The sequence below is a fragment of the Pseudomonas coleopterorum genome, assembly GCF_900105555.1.
GTDB lineage: Bacteria > Pseudomonadota > Gammaproteobacteria > Pseudomonadales > Pseudomonadaceae > Aquipseudomonas > Aquipseudomonas coleopterorum.
The window spans coordinates 3,905,077-3,920,372 of the sequence record NZ_FNTZ01000001.1 but is presented as its reverse complement, the minus strand read 5'-3'; the positions used below and the strand labels follow the sequence as shown (position 1 = coordinate 3,920,372).

Genomic DNA, 15,296 nt, shown 5'->3' with positions numbered 1-15,296 from the left:
GGTATCGGCAAGGAATCAGCAATGAAACAGATCCTCCAACTTGAAAGTGCGCGACTGATCCTACGTCAGTGGCGTGACAGCGATTTGCCCGCGTTTGCCGACCTGTGCGCGGATCCGCGGGTCATGCGTTACTTTCCCGAAACCCTGGGGCGTTTGCAGAGCGCCGAAGTGATCGGTCGCGCACGCGGTCATTTCGCCGAATTGGGCTATGGCCTGTGGGCGCTGGAGCGCAAGGACAGCGGGCAGTTCATCGGCTTCACCGGCTTGGGGCAGGTGGGCTTCGACGCCCCCTTCGCGCCGGCCACCGAGATCGGCTGGCGCCTGGCCTATGAGCACTGGGGCCTGGGTTTCGCCAGCGAAGCGGCCTGGACCTGCCTGGCTTGCGCCTTCGACAGGCTGGGGCTGGAAGAGGTCGTGGCGTTCACCGCGGTGGCGAACGCGTCGTCCGAAAAGGTGATGCAGTCCATCGGCATGCAGCGCGATGTGGAGGGTGATTTTGACCATCCGAACCTGCCAGGGCACGAGTTGCAGCGGCACATGCTGTACCGCATCACCCAGGACCAGTGGCAGCACAACCGGTAGGAGCGGCCGGTGGCCGCGAAGGACGCGCTGCGGTGTGCCAGGTGTACCGTGTCGCGTTTTCGCGGCCGATGACCGCTCCTACAGGTGTTCGCGGCGTGGCTGTCCGCTATCATTGCGCCCATTTGGTTCTGCCTATTTGGGTAATGCCTGTGCCGAGGAGTTTTGAATGAGCCATGTGTTGGACGATCTGGTCGAGCTGTTGAGCCTGGAACCCATCGAAGAAAACCTGTTTCGCGGTCGCAGCCAGGACCTGGGCTTTCGGCAGCTGTTCGGCGGCCAGGTACTCGGCCAGTCACTGTCGGCTGCCAGCCAGACGGTCGAGCCCGATCGCCACGTGCACTCCCTGCATGGCTACTTCCTGCGCCCCGGCGATGCGCAGTTACCCGTGGTGTACATGGTCGACAGGGTGCGTGACGGGGGCAGCTTCAGCACCCGCCGGGTCACGGCGGTGCAGAAGGGCCAGCCCATCTTCACCGGTACCACCTCGTTCCAGTACGACGAAGAGGGCTTTGCTCACCAGAGCGCGATGCCCGACGTGGTCGGCCCGGAAAACCTGCCCACCGAGCTTGAGCTGATGCAGCAGGTCGCCCATCTGATCCCTGCGCACATGCGCGACAAGCTGCTGTGCGCCAAACCCATCGAGATGCGTCCGGTGGCCGAGCGTGATCCGTACAATCCATCGCCAACCGACCCGATCAAGTACATCTGGTTTCGCGCCGACGGTGCCCTGGCGCAGACCCCGGCCTTGCATAAGTACGTCATGGCCTACGCTTCCGACTTCAACCTGCTGACCACCTCGCTGCTGCCCCACGGCAAATCGGTCTGGCATCGCGACATGCAGATCGCCAGCCTCGACCATTCGCTGTGGTTCCATGGCAACCTAGTCGCCGACGACTGGCTGCTGTATGCCCTGGACAGCCCCTGGGCGGGCAACGCACGGGGCTTTGCCCGCGGCAGCGTGTACAACCGCGCCGGCCAGTTGGTGGCGTCCTCGGCCCAGGAAGGTCTGATCCGTCATCGGCAGGACTGGTCATGAGCCTGGCCCGCGTCCGTCACTGGGTGTTCGATCTGGACGGCACCCTGACCGTGGCCGTGCACGACTTCGCCGCCATTCGCCGTCATCTGCAGATTCCGCCCGAGGCCGACATCCTCGGCCACCTGGCTGCCTTGCCGGCCCATGAGTCGAAAGCCAAGCACGCCTGGTTGCTCGAACACGAGCGGGCCCTGGCCGTGGCCTCGACGGCGGCGCCTGGAGCGGTGGAGCTGGTGCGTGAGCTGGCCGGTCGTGGTCATCGCCTGGGGATTCTCACCCGCAATGCGCGGGAGCTGGCGCATATCAGCCTGCAAGCAATCGGCATCGCCGACTGTTTCCAGCCGGACGATGTGCTGGGCCGCGACGAAGCCGCGCACAAGCCAGACCCGGCCGGTCTGCTACACCTGGCCGGCGCCTGGCGCGTGCGCCATCCGGACATGGTCATGGTGGGCGATCATCAAATGGATCTGCAGGCAGGCCGAGCGGCCGGTACCGCCACGGTGCTGGTGAACCAGCCGGAGAACCTCTGGCCGGAACTGGCGGACTGGCATGCGCCGGACTGCACGCACCTGCGCAACCTGATCTGAATCGCCCGCCGCCCGCGTTAGCGGGTGGCGAGCGTCAATACGTTCAGGGGCCCTTGAGAATCAGAGACTCTTGGCGCCGAACGTATCGCACTGGTCGATCTGACCCTGAGCAAACCCGGCCTTGAACCAGCGCACGCGCTGCGCCGAGGTGCCGTGGGTGAACGAGTCAGGCACCACACGGCCCTGGCCCTGCTGTTGCAGGCGGTCGTCACCGATGGCGTTGGCCGCGTTCAGGGCTTCTTCGATGTCACCCGGCTCCAGCCAGTTCAGACGCTTCTGCCCGTTGAACGCCCAGACCCCGGCGAAGCAGTCGGCCTGCAGTTCCTGACGCACCAGCAAGCCGTTGGCGCCTTCCATGCGCTGGCCACTCTGGCGCGCTTGCTGAACCTGGTCGGATACGCCCAGCAAGGTCTGCACATGATGGCCCACCTCGTGCGCGATCACATAGGCCTGAGCGAAGTCCCCTGCGGCGCCGAAACGCTGCGACATCTCGCGGAAGAACGCCATGTCCAGGTACACCTGCTGGTCGGCCGGGCAGTAGAACGGTCCGCTGGCTGCCGTGGCATGGCCGCAGGCCGACTGCACCTGGCCGCTGAACAGCACCAGTTTCGGCTCTTTGTACGTCTGCCCGCCTTGCTGGAAGATCTGCTTCCAGGTGTCCTCGGTGTCGCCCAGTACCGTGCTGACGAATTCGGCCTGCTCGTCATTGGCCGGTGGCGCCTTGCGTTGGCTGGTGTCCACCGGCGCCGCCTGCTGGCTTTGGCCGGTCAGTTCGCCGAGGATCTGCATGGGATCCTGGCCGGTCAGCAGGCCGAAGCCAACGATCAGCACCACTGCGGTCAGGCTCAGGCCCTTGCCGCCTATGCGCATCCCGCCGCCGCCACTGCCGCCACCGTCACCGCGGGCATCCACGACGTTATCGCTGCGTCGGCCTTTCTTCCATAACATGGCAAAATCCTCATTCGATTCATGCATAACCATTCGGGTATGCCTGTGACCGTGTTTTTCAATATTCGTTGTCGACCATTTCCTTGAGACTAGTCCGAAGCCTGGAAACAGGTCCTCTATAAATCGAATAACAGGAGAACGGCATGTCTTCCCAAGACAGCAGTCGCTTCATCATCCGTGATCGCAACTGGCACCCCAAAGCCCTGACGCCGGACTACAAGACCTCGACCATGCGCTCGCCCCGCCAGGCGCTGGTGAGCATTCCGCAGTCGGCCAGTGAAAGCACCGGCCCCAACTTCGCCCACCTCAAGTTCGGCGAGTTCGACAACGACCTGCTGCTGAACTACAACCATGGCGGCTTGCCGATCGGCGAGCGGATCATCCTGGCCGGGCGCGTCTGCGACCAGTTCGGCAAGCCCATTCCCAATACCTTGGTAGAAATGTGGCAGGCCAACGCCGGTGGCCGTTATCGGCACAAGAACGACCGTTACCTGGCGCCCCTGGACCCCAACTTCGGTGGCGTCGGCCGTACGCTGACCGACGGCGAGGGCTACTACAGTTTCCGCACCATCAAGCCGGGTCCGTACCCATGGCGCAACGGGCCGAACGACTGGCGCCCGGCCCATGTGCATTTCTCCATCAGTGGCCCATCGATCGCCACCAAGCTGATCACCCAGCTGTATTTCGAAGGCGACCCGCTGATTCCGATGTGCCCCATAGTCAAGTCGATCAACGACCCCGAGGCGGTGCAGAGCCTGATCGCCAGGCTGGACATGGCCAACGCCAATCCGATGGATTGCCTGGCCTACCGTTTCGACATCGTGCTGCGCGGCCAGCGCAAGACTCACTTCGAAAACCGCTGAGGGGGAACCGACATGCCTATCGAACTGCTGAAAGAAACCCCTTCACAAACGGCCGGACCTTACGTCCACATCGGCCTGGCCCTGGCGGCAGCCGGCATCGAGCCGCGCGAGCATGAAATCTGGAACCAGATGGCCAAGCCCGAAGCGCCGGGCGAGCACATCCTGCTGCTGGGCAACGTCTACGACGGCAACGGTCACCTGGTGCGCGACTCGTTTCTGGAGCTGTGGCAGGCCGACGATCAGGGCCACTACCACATCGATTTCGACCAGGACAAACCCTTCAACAGCTTCGGCCGTACCGCCACCACCTTCGACGCCGGTGAATGGACCGTGCAGACGATCAAGCCGGGCGTGGTGAACAACGCCGCCGGCGTGCCGATGGCGCCGCACATCAACATCAGCCTGTTCGCCCGTGGGGTGAACATTCACCTGCACACGCGGCTGTATTTCAGCGACGAGGCCGAAGCCAACGCCAAGGACCCGGTGCTGAACCTGATCGAACAGCCGGCGCGGCGCGAGACGCTGGTGGCGACTCGCTGCGAGGTGGATGGCAAGCTGGCGTATCGCTTCGATATGCGCATCCAGGGAGAAGGGGAGACGGTGTTTTTCGATTTCTGATCCAGATACTGCGGTGCTCCCATTCGCGGGCAGAGCCCGCTCCCACAGATTGCCCAGATCTCACATGGGAGACCTGTGGGAGCGGGCTCTGCCCGCGAAGGGGTCACTACGGTCCAGCGTCCTACCTCAATCCCACTCAGGCGCAAAATCCGGGCTCACCAATCGCTGATCCTTGGGCAGCGCCGCAATGATCCGGCGATCTTCGTCGTCCAACTGCACCTTCAGCGCATCCAGGTTGCTCTGCTGGTTGGCCTTGCTGGCCGCCTTCGGGATCGCGGCGACATTGTCCTGATCCAGCAACCACTTCAACGCCACCTGGGTCGGCAGCACGCCATGCTTCTTGGCAATCGCCTGCAGCTCGGGAATCTGCGACACCTTGTTGCGCACCAGAGGGCTGTAGGCGGTCAGCGCCATGTCGTGCTGGCGTGCGTAGTCGAGCAGGGCGCTCTGCCCCAGGGTGACGTGGTATTCCACCTGGATGGCCGCCAACGGCGCGTTCAACTCCTCGACCACATGGCGCAGCAACGGCAGAGGAAAGTTGGCCACGCCGATGTTCAGCGCACGACCGTCCTGCTTGAACGACACCAGGGTGTCGATGGCCGCTTTCACATCCCAGCCCTCCTGGCCGGGCCAGTGGATCAGGAACAGGTCGATGTAGTCGCTTTGCAGCGCGTTCAGACTGTTCTGGAACGATTCGCGCATGGCGTCGGGCGCCAGCTTGTCCCACCAGACCTTGCTGGTGACATGAATGTCGCCGCGCGGCACGCCGGATTCGGTCAGGCCGCGGCCCACGGCGGCTTCGTTGTTGTAGCCGGCGGCGGTATCGATGTGCCGGTAGCCCAGTTCCAGTGCCTGGATCACGGCCGAGGTGCATTCCTCGTCGAGCATCGGCCAGGTGCCCAGGCCCAGTTTCGGCATCTTCAGCTGTTGAGCGTTGGTGATGAGTTGCATGTCGATCTCCTTCTCTACTGGCGGTTATTCATCGTGTGTCGCTCCGGCCATGTGTCGCGCGGCAATGTAGCCGAAGGTGGCGGCAGGGCCCAGGTTGATGCCCCCGGCCGGGTAATGGCCGCCCATGATGCTGGCCATGTCGCTGCCGGCGGCGTACAGCCCGGCAATCGGCAGGCCCTGGCGATCGAGCACCTGTGCGTGCTCATTGGTCTTGAGCCCGGCGAAGGTGCCGAAGCTGCCTGCCTCAACCTTGACCGCATAGAAGGGCCCCTGTTCGATCGGCGCCACGCACGGATTGGGTTGGTGCAAGGCATCACCCTGCTTGCGGTTGTAGGCGCTGCCGCCGCGGCCGAATGCCGGGTCCTGCCCCAGCCGCGCGTGCCGGTTGAAGTCGGCCACCGTGCGGCGCAGCCCTTGCGGGTCGATGCCGCAGGCATCGGCCAGCGCTTCCAGCGTGTCGCCGACTTTCAGGTAGCCGCTGTCCAGATGCGGTTTGATCGGCAGGGGAAAGGGCCGCGAGATGCCCAGTCCGTAGCGGCGCTGGAAGCGATGACTGCAGATCAGCCAGGAGGCGACTTCGCTGCCGGGCGCATGCTCGACCATCGCCTTGACGTAATCGTAGTAGCCGTCCGCCTCGTTGACGAAGCGCTTGCCGTTGGCCAGCACGCCGATGATGCCGGGCTTGGCGCGTTCGATGATGTGCGGGAAATGGCCGACACTGCCATCGGGGTAGGGCACGCGCGAGACCGGGCACCAGGCCGCGGCCGAGGCCAGGTCCGTGGCCACTTCGCCGCCGGCCGTTTCGCCCAGGCGCAGGCCGTCGCCATTGACGCCCTGCGGTGGCAGGGCCAGGTGTTCGTGGCCGGTGGGTGTTCGTGGAAACAGCGTCCGTCGTCGCTCGATATCATTGGCGAAACCGCCGGTGGCCAGCATCACGGCCTTGCGTGCGTGGATCACGACCTCGCCCCTGGCCGTCTCGACCACGGCACCGCAGACCTGCGAACCTTGCATCGACAGCCGTCGAACCGGCGCCGACTCCCACAGCAGTAAGCCCAGATCATCGGCCGACTTGGCCAGCCGCGCCACCAGCGCCACACCGTTGCGCAACTGCATGGCGCGTCCGTGCCAGGCCAGATCGAGCAGGTGTCGGCTCACTCGCTGGCTGACGTGCAGCAGCGAACGCCATGACCGGGTCAGCGTAAGAAAGGCGCTCAGGTCGGCCCCTGCCATGATCGGCATGCCCAGGAAGGAGGTTTCACGCATCGTTGTGCGCAGGCGCTTGAGCAGCTTCGTGCCCAGTTCGCGTGCGTCGTAGGGCGCAGCGATGACCGAGCGGCCACCGGTGCCGGCGCCCGGCGTATCGCCATGGATGTCGGCGATGGCATTGCCGTCGGCGAATTGCAGGCGGGTGTGTTTTTCGAAGAACGCGACCATCTTCGGGGCGGCTTCGAGGAAGGCGTCGACCCGCGCCGGATCGAAGTGCGCCCCCAGTTCATGTTGCAGGTAGGTGCGTGGCAGGGCTGGATCTTCATCGATGCCGGCGCGCCGTGCCAGCGGGTTGCGCGGCACCCACATCCAACCACCCGACCAGGCGGTTGCGCCGCCGAAGGTGCTGTCCTTTTCCACCACGATCACGCGCAACCCGTGGTAGGCGGCGGTGACGGCAGTGGCCAGGCCCGCGGCTCCCGAGCCGATCACCAGCACGTCGCACTCCACCGGGGTCGTTACGCAGTCGGGCGCAGGCATGGGATGAATCTCCAAGAAGCAGGTGGGTTGAATTATGATTTTATAGAACCTGGTTCCATATTCTATGGATTGCCGACCGGATCGCCAAGTGTAGAATCGGCGAAATTTTTTCATTCGTTCCAACTTCACGAGACCCCATCATGGCCGGCAGTCAGATCGAACGGGCGCTCAGCCTGCTTGAGAGCCTTACCAACGAGCCTCGCGGCCAAGCCCTGCAAACCCTTGCCGAGCAGTTGGGCATGCCCAAGAGTGCAGCCCATCGCATGCTGTCCGAACTGGGCCGGCTGGGGTATGTGCGGCAGAACGCCGAGACCTTGCGCTATCACTTGTCGACCAAGCTGGTCGCGCTGGGCTTTCAGTACCTGTCGGGCAGCGGCGCCGACATCGTTCAGCCGATCCTCGACCGGCTGGCCCAGGACACCGGCGAGCTGGTGCGCCTCGGCGTGATCGAAGGCGACCGGCAAACCTGGATCGCCAAATCCCAGGGCGCCCGTTCCGGCTTGCGCTACGACCCGGAAATGGGTCGCGATGCGCCCCTGTTCTACACCGCCTCCGGACATGCCTGGCTGGCCACCCTCAGTGATGCCAAGGCATTGGCGCTGGTGGAGCAGCAAGGCATTGCCAGCCGTGATGATTTCGGACCGAACGCGCCGCGTTCCAACGCCGATCTGCTCGAACGCCTGCGGGTGGCTCGTGAGGCCGGTTATGCCTGGGTGGTCGAAAGTTCGGCGTTGGGCACGTCGGCCCTGGCTGCCGTGATCCGCCATCCGCGCGACGCTCATGTGGTGGGTGTACTGAGCGTCGCCGGGCCCAGCGCGCGCCTGTCCGAACCGCGCATGCATGAATTGGCCACGGGTTTGCTGGCTGCTGCGCAGGAGTTGTCTCAGGTCAGCGTGGCGTCGGAGCTGTTCAGCTGAGTGTAGAAACAAAGGGGGTGCCATCACGATCCGTGCAGTCGCCTGTACGATTAAGTTCTTGTTGACTTGAAATATTCCGGAACTTGGTTCTAAATATTTGGAGAAAACAAAAACCAAGGATCTGTAATCGTGATCTCCCCACTGCGAATCGCCCTGATTGGTGCTGGCAACATGGGCCGCCAGCATTACCAGCATCTGCAACAGATGGACGGCGCCCAGCTCTGCGCCATCGCCGACCCAGGCCCTCAGGCAGCCGCCTTTGCCGCTGAATGCGCAGTGCCGCATTTCACCGATCATCGGCAGATGCTGGCGCAGGTGGCGCCCGAGGCCGTCATCGTCGCCAACCCCAATGCCCAGCATGTGCGTACGGCTCTGGACTGTCTGGCGGCCGGTGTCCCCGTGTTGGTGGAAAAGCCGGTGGGGGTCGATCTGGACGAAGTGGCCGAGCTGGTGGCCGCCAGCTCGGCCAGCGGTGTGCCGGTCCTGGTCGGTCATCATCGGCGGCACAACCCGATGATCAGCCGCGCCCGGCAAGTGGTGCAAAGCGGCGTGCTCGGTCGGCTGACCACGGTGACGGCGCTGTGGCAGTTGCAGAAGCCCGACAGTTACTTCGACATCGCCTGGCGTCGCGAGCCGGGGGCAGGGATGCTGCTGACCAACCTGATTCATGACCTGGATCTGCTGCGCTACCTGTGCGGCGAAGTCCGCCAGGTGCAGGCCTTCGGCAGCAATGGCATTCGCGGCTTCGGCAACGAAGACAGTGTGGCGGTGTTGCTGCAGTTCGAAAACGGTGCGCTGGGCACCTTGACCGGTTCCGATGGGGTCGCCGCGCCTTGGAGCTGGGAGCTCGGCTCGGGCGAGAACCCGGTCTATCCACGTCAGGCCGATCAGCCGTGCTACCTGCTGGCAGGCACGGCCGGTGCGCTGAGCGTGCCGCAACTGACGCGTTGGCATTACGCCGAACCGGGCGCGGGCTGGCATGAGCCCTTGCAGCAGGTGCAGGAGACCTTCGCGCCTGCTGAAGCGTTGCGCGTGCAGCTTGAGCATTTCATCGAGGTCGCGCGCGGGCAGGTCGAACCGCTGGTGAGTGTGGTGGATGCTGCGCGAACCCTGGCGTTGGTCGACGCCATCGGGGACGCGATTCGCACCGGGCGCGCCTGTGCACCCCGCGCGTTGGGCCAGGCCGGTTAGTGGGCTGAAACGCTCTCACCTTGACCGACACCTTCAAGCCCCAAGGAACCGCCCATGACCCACCGCATCCTGTCTCTGGCCGCCTTGACCGTGCTCGAGCTTTCGCCTCCCGAGATGGTCGAGGTCGCTGCCCGCGCCGGCTACAGCCACGTTGGCCTGCGCACCGAACCGGCCACGGTCGAGGAGCATCACTATCCGTTGCTGCGCGACAAGGCGCTGCAACGCCAGACGGCTGCACGTTTGCGTGATACCGGCATCAAGGTGCTGGACATCGAAATCCTGCGGCTGAAACCGCTGACCCGTGTGGCGGATTTCGAAGCTCATCTGGCGTTGGGCGCCGAGTTCGGTGCCAGTGAATTGCTGGTGGCGGGTAACGATCCAGACGTGCAGCGAGCCAGCGACAACCTGGCCCAGCTATGCGACCTTGCGCGGCCCTATGGCATCCATCCGCACCTGGAGTTCATGCCTTGGACCGACTGCCCGGATCTGGCCAGCGCGAGGGTGATGCTCGACAAGGCCGGTCGCGACAATGCCTGCATCCTGGTCGACGCTTTTCATTTCGACCGCTCCAACTCGCGACTCGAAGACCTGCAGATGCTGCCACCGCAACGCTTGCGCTATGCCCAGCTGTGCGACGTGGCCGGTCCGCGCCCCGATGACATGGCCGAGATCCTGCGTCAGGCCCGCCAGGAGCGCCGTTTTCCGGGAGACGGTGATTGCGACCTGGTTGGCTTGCTGCGAGCGCTGCCCGAGGATGTTCCGCTGAGCCTGGAGATACCCACGGCGCGGCTGTTGGAGCAGGGGGTGAGCGCTTATGAGAGGGCCCGGATGGCCCTCGAGAAAACCCAGGCTTTACTGGCTGGGATCTAGGGTGATGCTACTGGCCTCTTCGCGGGCAGAGGGCTCGCCGCCCGCCCCGCTCCCACAGATTGCCCTAATGTCACTTGAGGCACCTGTGGGAGCGGGCTCTGCCCGCGAATAGCCCCACCGCGAACCCCTGCCTGGCTCAAACCTACTGCGGCACCTTGCGCGGTGCCATCAGGTACAACCACACCAAGGCAATGAAATACATCGCCGGAATGATCGTGAACAACACCGTGTAGTTGTTGTTCGTCACGGTCAGGATATAACCCACCACCTGGGTCATGAACATCCCGCCGACCGCCGCGCACATGCCGCCGAAGCCGAACACCGTGCTCATCATGTGCTTGGGCGTGTAGTCCATCACCACGCTCCAGATGTTCGCCGTCCACGCCTGGTGCGCGGCAATGGCCAGCGAAATCGCCGCCACCGCCACCCACAGGTTGGCCGCGCCAGCAGCGAACACCACGCTGATGATCGCCAGGGCAAACACCAGCATCGACAGTAGGCGCGCCTTGACCGGTTGCATGCCGCGCCCGATCAAGAACGAAGACAGCACGCCGCCGCCCACGCTGCCGACGTCGGCACACAGGTAGATGATGATCAGCGGGATGCCCATCTGGGTGACGTTGATGCCCAACTGGTATTGCTGGTTGAGGAACGGCGGCAGCCAGTATAGGTAGAACCAGAACACCGGGGCCGTCATCATGAAGGCCCCGGCAAACGCCCAGGTGCCGCGCATGGTCATGATCTTCCAGAACGGCACGCCCGGTTGCTCTGGGGCTTCCTGATCCTGGATGTATTCGAGCTCGCTGGCCTTGACCCGTGGATGCTGGTCCGGATCGAAGTACTTGATGCCCCAGAACACCGCCCAGGCCAGCCCCAGCAGGGCGATGGTGAGAAACGCCGCCTGCCAGCCCCAGACACTGAGGATCAACGGCAGCATCATCGGGGTCAGCAGCGCGCCGACGTTGGTCCCGGCATTGAAGATGCCGGTGGCCACTGCGCGCTCCTTGGCCGGGAACCACAGCCGGGTGGTTTTCACACACGCGGGGTAGTTGGCGGCCTCGGTCAGACCAAGGATGAACCGGCAGACCATGAAACCCACCGCCGAGGTCGCCAGGCCGTGGGCACCGGTGGCCAGGCTCCAGAGCAACACCGCACAGAAGAACACACGCTTGACGCCGATCCGATCGATCAGGCGGCCTTGCAGCAGGAAGCCGATGGCATAGCCGACCTGGAACCAGAAGTTGATGTTGGCGTAGTCCATCGCCGTCCAGCTCATTTCCTTGGCCAGAATCGGCTGCATCACGCCCAGTGCGGCGCGATCGATGTAGTTCAAGGTTGTCGCGAAGAACACCAGGGCGAGCATGCCCCAGCGAGTCTTGCCGACGGCGGCGCCGGCCTTGACCATGTCCCTGAAGCCGACTTTGGTCTCAGGCGCTCGTTGGGCGTGGGGCAGGGCGGAGCTGTGGGGTTGTGTCATCGTTGGGACCATCCGTACAGGCGCGGTGGTTTCGACCACCGCCGAACTTCGACTGAGCGTGAGGCAGTCTGATACAGGGCATGCACGGTATCAGAGACATTGCCGTCAGGGAGCACTCGGTGGCGTCAAACGCGTGCGTATTGACTGGCTTCGACACCGCTGGGGAAGGTCACAGGTACGGGATTGATGTGAAATCGGATGGGCATGAGTGATTACCTGAGTTCTTGAAATTCTTATGGGGTGTTGGCCGCCACGGCGGGCGGTCTGCGCCGGGTCGATTGTAATCTGCGTCTCGACCAGCTTCACTGTCGGGACCGATGGTGCGCACACCGCCTGGGCTAATCAATCGATGCACACGGTAAGTGGTCGATAATCGCACGCAAAACTAACCAGTTGGTACGTGCTCGGGTAGAGTGGCAAACTGATACAACCCCCTTTTTTCATCACGGTTCTGCCTGCCCTCAGGCGCTGGGCGGAACCGCAGAAAAGGCGCGTAGTCGAGGCCTCGGCGCAAGCCCTCGTAGCGCCTTTTCGTAGAGCCTTATTGGAGCGTGCCATGCAGCGTTCGATCGCCACCGTATCCTTGAGCGGTACCCTGCCGGAAAAACTCGAAGCCATTGCCGCCGCCGGCTTCGATGGCGTGGAAATCTTCGAGAATGATCTGCTGTACTACGACGGCAGTCCGCGTGAAGTGCGCCAGATGTGCGCCGACCTGGGCATCGCCATCACCTTGTTCCAACCGTTCCGTGACTTCGAAGGCGGCAACCGCTCGCGCATGGCGCGCAACTTCGACCGCGCCGAGCACAAGTTCGACCTGATGCAGGAACTGGGCACCGACCTGGTGCTGGTGTGCAGCAACACCGCCGCCGATTCGCTGGGCGAGCAGCAGATCCTCGTCGACGATCTGCGCGAGCTGGGCGAACGCGCCGGCAAGCGTGGCTTGCGCATCGGCTATGAAGCCTTGGCGTGGGGCCGCCACGTGAATACCTATCAGCAGGTCTGGGACATCGTCCGGCAGGCCGATCACCCTGCGCTGGGTGTGTTGCTCGACAGTTTCCACACGCTGTCGCTCAAGGGCGACCCGCGCGCCATCGCCGACATTCCCGGCGACAAGATCTTCTTCGTGCAGATGGCCGATGCGCCCATCCTGGCCATGGACGTACTGGAATGGAGCCGGCATTTCCGCTGCTTCCCAGGGCAGGGCGAGTTCGACCTGCCGGGCTTCCTCGCACCGATCATCAAGACCGGCTACACCGGCCCGTTGTCGCTGGAAATCTTCAACGACGGCTTCCGCGCCGCGCCGCCTCGGGCCAATGCCGCTGACGGTCTGCGCTCGCTGCTCTACCTGGAGGAGAAGACCCGCAAGCTGCTGGAACAGGAGGCCACACCGGTGGCGAACCTGGACATCCTCTTCGCACCGCCTCCCGCAGATGACTACAAAGGCATCGAATTTCTCGAATTCGCGGTCGACGAAGCCTTGGGGGCCAAGCTCAGCCACTGGCTGCAGCAACTGGGCTTCGCCAAGGCCGGCCAGCATCGTTCCAAGAACGTCAGCCTGCTGCGTCAGGGCGATATCAACCTGATCCTCAATGCCGAACCCTATTCGTTCGCCCACAACTTCTTCGAATCCCACGGCCCATCGCTGTGTGCCACCGCGTTGCGGGTCAAGGACAGCGCCAAGTCCCTGGAGCGCGCCGTGGCCTACAAGGCCCAGCCGTTCCGCGGCCTGGTCGGGCCCAACGAGCGCCAGCTGGCGGCCGTGCGGGCGCTGGATGGCAGCCTGATCTACCTAGTGGACGAGGCCAGCGACGGGCCGACCATCTACGAGAGCGACTTCAGCCTCAGCCCATCGCCAGCGACGCCGGGCATGCTCAAGTCCATCGACCACATGGCCATGGCCATTCCGCCGGACACCCTCGACAGCTGGGTGCTGTTCTACAAGACCGTGCTCGATTTCAAGGCCGACGACGAGGTGGTGCTGCCCGACCCCTATGGCCTGGTGAAAAGCCGTGCGGTGCGCAGCCAGTGCAGTTCGATCCGCCTGCCGCTGAACATCTCGGAAAACCGCAACACCGCGATTTCCCATGCGCTGTCGACCTATCGCGGTTCGGGCGTGCATCACATCGCCTTCGATTGCGACGACATTTTCGCGGCCGTCAGCAAGGCCAAGGAGGCCGGGGTGGCGCTGCTGGACATCCCGCTCAACTATTACGATGACCTCGGCGCGCGGTTCGATTTCGACGACGAATTCCTCAGCGAGCTGGCGTACTACAACGTGCTGTACGACCGTGACGCCAACGGCGGTGAGCTGTTCCATGTCTATACCGAGCCGTTCGAGGAGCGCTTCTTCTTCGAAGTGCTGCAGCGTCGCGGCGGTTATGCCGGCTATGGTGCTGCCAACGTTGCAGTGCGCCTGTCGGCCATGGCCAAGGCGCGCGCCGGTGGCATACGCCACGCCAAGCTCTGATCGGGTGCCCGCCGCGCAGGTGCGCGGCGGGCTTTGCTTGCCTGCGCGGCGCGCCGCATAATGCCCGCTGACCAACGACGGCCGTGAGCCCAGCATGACTACAATCTCAGAGGCCGACGCGCACGCTGCCGACGTTCCTCGCAAGCCCCGCAAGAACAACCCCGAGAAGACCCGCGAGAACATCCTGCAGGCGGCCATCACCGAGTTCGTCGAGCAGGGCCTGGCGGGCGCCCGCGTCGATGCCATCGCCGAGCGTACGCACACCTCCAAGCGCATGATCTACTACTACTTCAGCAGCAAGGAGCAGCTTTACCTGGAGGTGCTGGAAAAGCTCTATGGGGATATTCGCGGCACCGAAGCCAAGTTGCATCTGGACGAGCTGACGCCGGTGGAAGGCATTCGCCGGCTGGTGGAATTCAGCTTCGATCACCACGATCGCAACGAGGATTTCGTGCGTATCGTGTGCAACGAAAACATGCACAAGGGCGAGTACGTCAAGAAATCCACGAGCATTCGCGAGTTGAACAAGACCGTGCTGCTGGCACTGGCCGACCTGTTGCGGCGCGGCACCGAGCAGGGCGTGTTCCGTCCGGGGCTGGATGCCATGGACGTGCATTTGATGATCAGCTCGTTCTGCTTCTACCGGGTGTCCAACAAGCACACCTTCGGCCAGTTGTTTCAGGTGGATTTCAACGAAGCCACACTGAAGCTGCACCATCGCGAAATGCTCTGCGAATCACTCCTGCGCTTCATCCAGGCCCCATAGCAGCCACAGACGCCGCACCCACCGCCGACGCGGCTCGCGCCGCTGCTACAAACAACGCGATCCCCTGTGGGAGCGGGGCGGGCGGCGAGCCCTCTGCCCGCGAAGGGCGCGCTACGGTACAACAGGTAGACCGCACCCACCGCCGACGCGGCTCGCGCCGCTGCTACAAACACCGCGATCCCCTGTAGCAGCGGCGCAAGCCGCGTCCGGATACACCCCGTTGCGCCTGACCCACCGCACCCACCGCCGACGCGGCTTGCGCCCCCCCCTGTAGCAGCGG

Annotated in this window: 14 protein-coding genes; 10 read left to right on the top strand and 4 right to left on the bottom strand. The window is 63.9% G+C overall.

Annotated features, from left to right (window positions below; translation table 11 throughout):
* Positions 1 to 21: 21 nt before the first annotated feature.
* The 3 genes from BLV18_RS17625 to BLV18_RS17615 all read left to right on the top strand — a co-directional run bounded on the left by BLV18_RS17625 (position 22) and on the right by BLV18_RS17615 (position 2,202).
* Positions 22 to 582, top strand: coding sequence for a GNAT family N-acetyltransferase (locus tag BLV18_RS17625; RefSeq protein ID WP_090360452.1), 561 nt, complete (start codon positions 22 to 24; stop codon positions 580 to 582).
* 166 nt (positions 583 to 748) lie between these two features.
* Positions 749 to 1,618 (top strand): acyl-CoA thioesterase II, encoded by an 870-nt coding sequence (gene tesB, locus BLV18_RS17620; protein WP_090360449.1) that lies wholly within the window; start codon positions 749 to 751, stop codon positions 1,616 to 1,618.
* Positions 1,615 to 2,202 carry an HAD family hydrolase gene (locus tag BLV18_RS17615; protein ID WP_090360448.1) on the top strand — a complete coding sequence of 196 codons (588 nt, stop codon included), beginning with the start codon at positions 1,615 to 1,617 and terminating at the stop codon, positions 2,200 to 2,202. The genes tesB and BLV18_RS17615 overlap by 4 nt, the downstream gene beginning before the upstream one ends.
* Before the next feature lie 60 nt (positions 2,203 to 2,262).
* Here the strand turns inward: BLV18_RS17615 and ypfJ are convergent, their stop codons facing one another.
* The gene (gene ypfJ, locus BLV18_RS17610) at positions 2,263 to 3,150 is read right to left on the bottom strand and encodes a KPN_02809 family neutral zinc metallopeptidase (protein ID WP_090360445.1); all 888 of its coding nucleotides are present in this window, start codon (positions 3,148 to 3,150) and stop codon (positions 2,263 to 2,265) included.
* 143 nt (positions 3,151 to 3,293) lie between these two features.
* Here ypfJ and pcaH point away from each other — a divergent pair, with 143 nt between their 5' ends.
* A complete protein-coding gene (pcaH, locus tag BLV18_RS17605) occupies positions 3,294 to 4,013 on the top strand; it encodes a protocatechuate 3,4-dioxygenase subunit beta (RefSeq protein WP_090360443.1) in 720 nt (239 codons plus the stop codon).
* A 12-nt stretch (positions 4,014 to 4,025) separates the two neighbouring features.
* Positions 4,026 to 4,631: a protocatechuate 3,4-dioxygenase subunit alpha gene (gene pcaG / locus BLV18_RS17600; RefSeq protein WP_049860902.1), complete on the top strand. Its 606-nt coding sequence runs from the start codon at positions 4,026 to 4,028 to the stop codon at positions 4,629 to 4,631.
* A gap of 126 nt (positions 4,632 to 4,757) precedes the next feature.
* Here pcaG and BLV18_RS17595 read toward each other — a convergent pair whose 3' ends face one another.
* A complete protein-coding gene (locus BLV18_RS17595) occupies positions 4,758 to 5,582 on the bottom strand; it encodes an aldo/keto reductase (protein WP_090360440.1) in 825 nt (274 codons plus the stop codon).
* Between the two features lie 24 nt (positions 5,583 to 5,606).
* Positions 5,607 to 7,328: an FAD-dependent oxidoreductase gene (locus BLV18_RS17590; protein ID WP_090360438.1), complete on the bottom strand. Its 1,722-nt coding sequence runs from the start codon at positions 7,326 to 7,328 to the stop codon at positions 5,607 to 5,609.
* A 140-nt stretch (positions 7,329 to 7,468) separates the two neighbouring features.
* Here BLV18_RS17590 and BLV18_RS17585 point away from each other — a divergent pair, with 140 nt between their 5' ends.
* The 3 genes from BLV18_RS17585 (at position 7,469) to BLV18_RS17575 (ending at position 10,306) form a co-directional block, all read left to right on the top strand.
* A complete protein-coding gene (locus BLV18_RS17585) occupies positions 7,469 to 8,245 on the top strand; it encodes an IclR family transcriptional regulator (protein ID WP_090360433.1) in 777 nt (258 codons plus the stop codon).
* Positions 8,246 to 8,374: 129 nt separating this feature from the next.
* Positions 8,375 to 9,436: a Gfo/Idh/MocA family protein gene (locus tag BLV18_RS17580; protein WP_090360431.1), complete on the top strand. Its 1,062-nt coding sequence runs from the start codon at positions 8,375 to 8,377 to the stop codon at positions 9,434 to 9,436.
* Positions 9,437 to 9,490: 54 nt separating this feature from the next.
* Positions 9,491 to 10,306, top strand: a complete 816-nt coding sequence (locus BLV18_RS17575; protein WP_090360428.1) for a sugar phosphate isomerase/epimerase family protein — start codon at positions 9,491 to 9,493, stop codon at positions 10,304 to 10,306.
* Between the two features lie 142 nt (positions 10,307 to 10,448).
* Here BLV18_RS17575 and BLV18_RS17570 read toward each other — a convergent pair whose 3' ends face one another.
* Positions 10,449 to 11,783: an MFS transporter gene (locus BLV18_RS17570; RefSeq protein WP_425272631.1), complete on the bottom strand. Its 1,335-nt coding sequence runs from the start codon at positions 11,781 to 11,783 to the stop codon at positions 10,449 to 10,451.
* A 556-nt stretch (positions 11,784 to 12,339) separates the two neighbouring features.
* Between BLV18_RS17570 and quiC the strand changes: the two genes are divergently transcribed.
* Positions 12,340 to 14,250 (top strand): 3-dehydroshikimate dehydratase QuiC, encoded by a 1,911-nt coding sequence (gene quiC / locus BLV18_RS17565; RefSeq protein ID WP_049860909.1) that lies wholly within the window; start codon positions 12,340 to 12,342, stop codon positions 14,248 to 14,250.
* A 94-nt stretch (positions 14,251 to 14,344) separates the two neighbouring features.
* Positions 14,345 to 15,016, top strand: coding sequence for a TetR/AcrR family transcriptional regulator (locus BLV18_RS17560; RefSeq protein ID WP_049860910.1), 672 nt, complete (start codon positions 14,345 to 14,347; stop codon positions 15,014 to 15,016).
* Positions 15,017 to 15,296 lie beyond the last annotated feature (280 nt).

What these genes read in the sequence shown, in the direction of transcription:
- BLV18_RS17560 (WP_049860910.1), top strand. Translation starts at nt 14,345, where the DNA reads ATGACTACAATCTCAGAGGCCGACGCGCACGCTGCCGACGTTCCTCGC.
- pcaH (WP_090360443.1), top strand. Translation starts at nt 3,294, where the DNA reads ATGTCTTCCCAAGACAGCAGTCGCTTCATCATCCGTGATCGCAACTGG.
- BLV18_RS17625 (WP_090360452.1), top strand. Translation starts at nt 22, where the DNA reads ATGAAACAGATCCTCCAACTTGAAAGTGCGCGACTGATCCTACGTCAG.
- pcaG (WP_049860902.1), top strand. Translation starts at nt 4,026, where the DNA reads ATGCCTATCGAACTGCTGAAAGAAACCCCTTCACAAACGGCCGGACCT.
- BLV18_RS17590 (WP_090360438.1), bottom strand. Translation starts at nt 7,328, where the DNA reads ATGCCTGCGCCCGACTGCGTAACGACCCCGGTGGAGTGCGACGTGCTG.
- BLV18_RS17575 (WP_090360428.1), top strand. Translation starts at nt 9,491, where the DNA reads ATGACCCACCGCATCCTGTCTCTGGCCGCCTTGACCGTGCTCGAGCTT.
- BLV18_RS17585 (WP_090360433.1), top strand. Translation starts at nt 7,469, where the DNA reads ATGGCCGGCAGTCAGATCGAACGGGCGCTCAGCCTGCTTGAGAGCCTT.
- ypfJ (WP_090360445.1), bottom strand. Translation starts at nt 3,150, where the DNA reads ATGTTATGGAAGAAAGGCCGACGCAGCGATAACGTCGTGGATGCCCGC.
- BLV18_RS17615 (WP_090360448.1), top strand. Translation starts at nt 1,615, where the DNA reads ATGAGCCTGGCCCGCGTCCGTCACTGGGTGTTCGATCTGGACGGCACC.
- quiC (WP_049860909.1), top strand. Translation starts at nt 12,340, where the DNA reads ATGCAGCGTTCGATCGCCACCGTATCCTTGAGCGGTACCCTGCCGGAA.
- BLV18_RS17595 (WP_090360440.1), bottom strand. Translation starts at nt 5,582, where the DNA reads ATGCAACTCATCACCAACGCTCAACAGCTGAAGATGCCGAAACTGGGC.
- tesB (WP_090360449.1), top strand. Translation starts at nt 749, where the DNA reads ATGAGCCATGTGTTGGACGATCTGGTCGAGCTGTTGAGCCTGGAACCC.
- BLV18_RS17570 (WP_425272631.1), bottom strand. Translation starts at nt 11,783, where the DNA reads ATGACACAACCCCACAGCTCCGCCCTGCCCCACGCCCAACGAGCGCCT.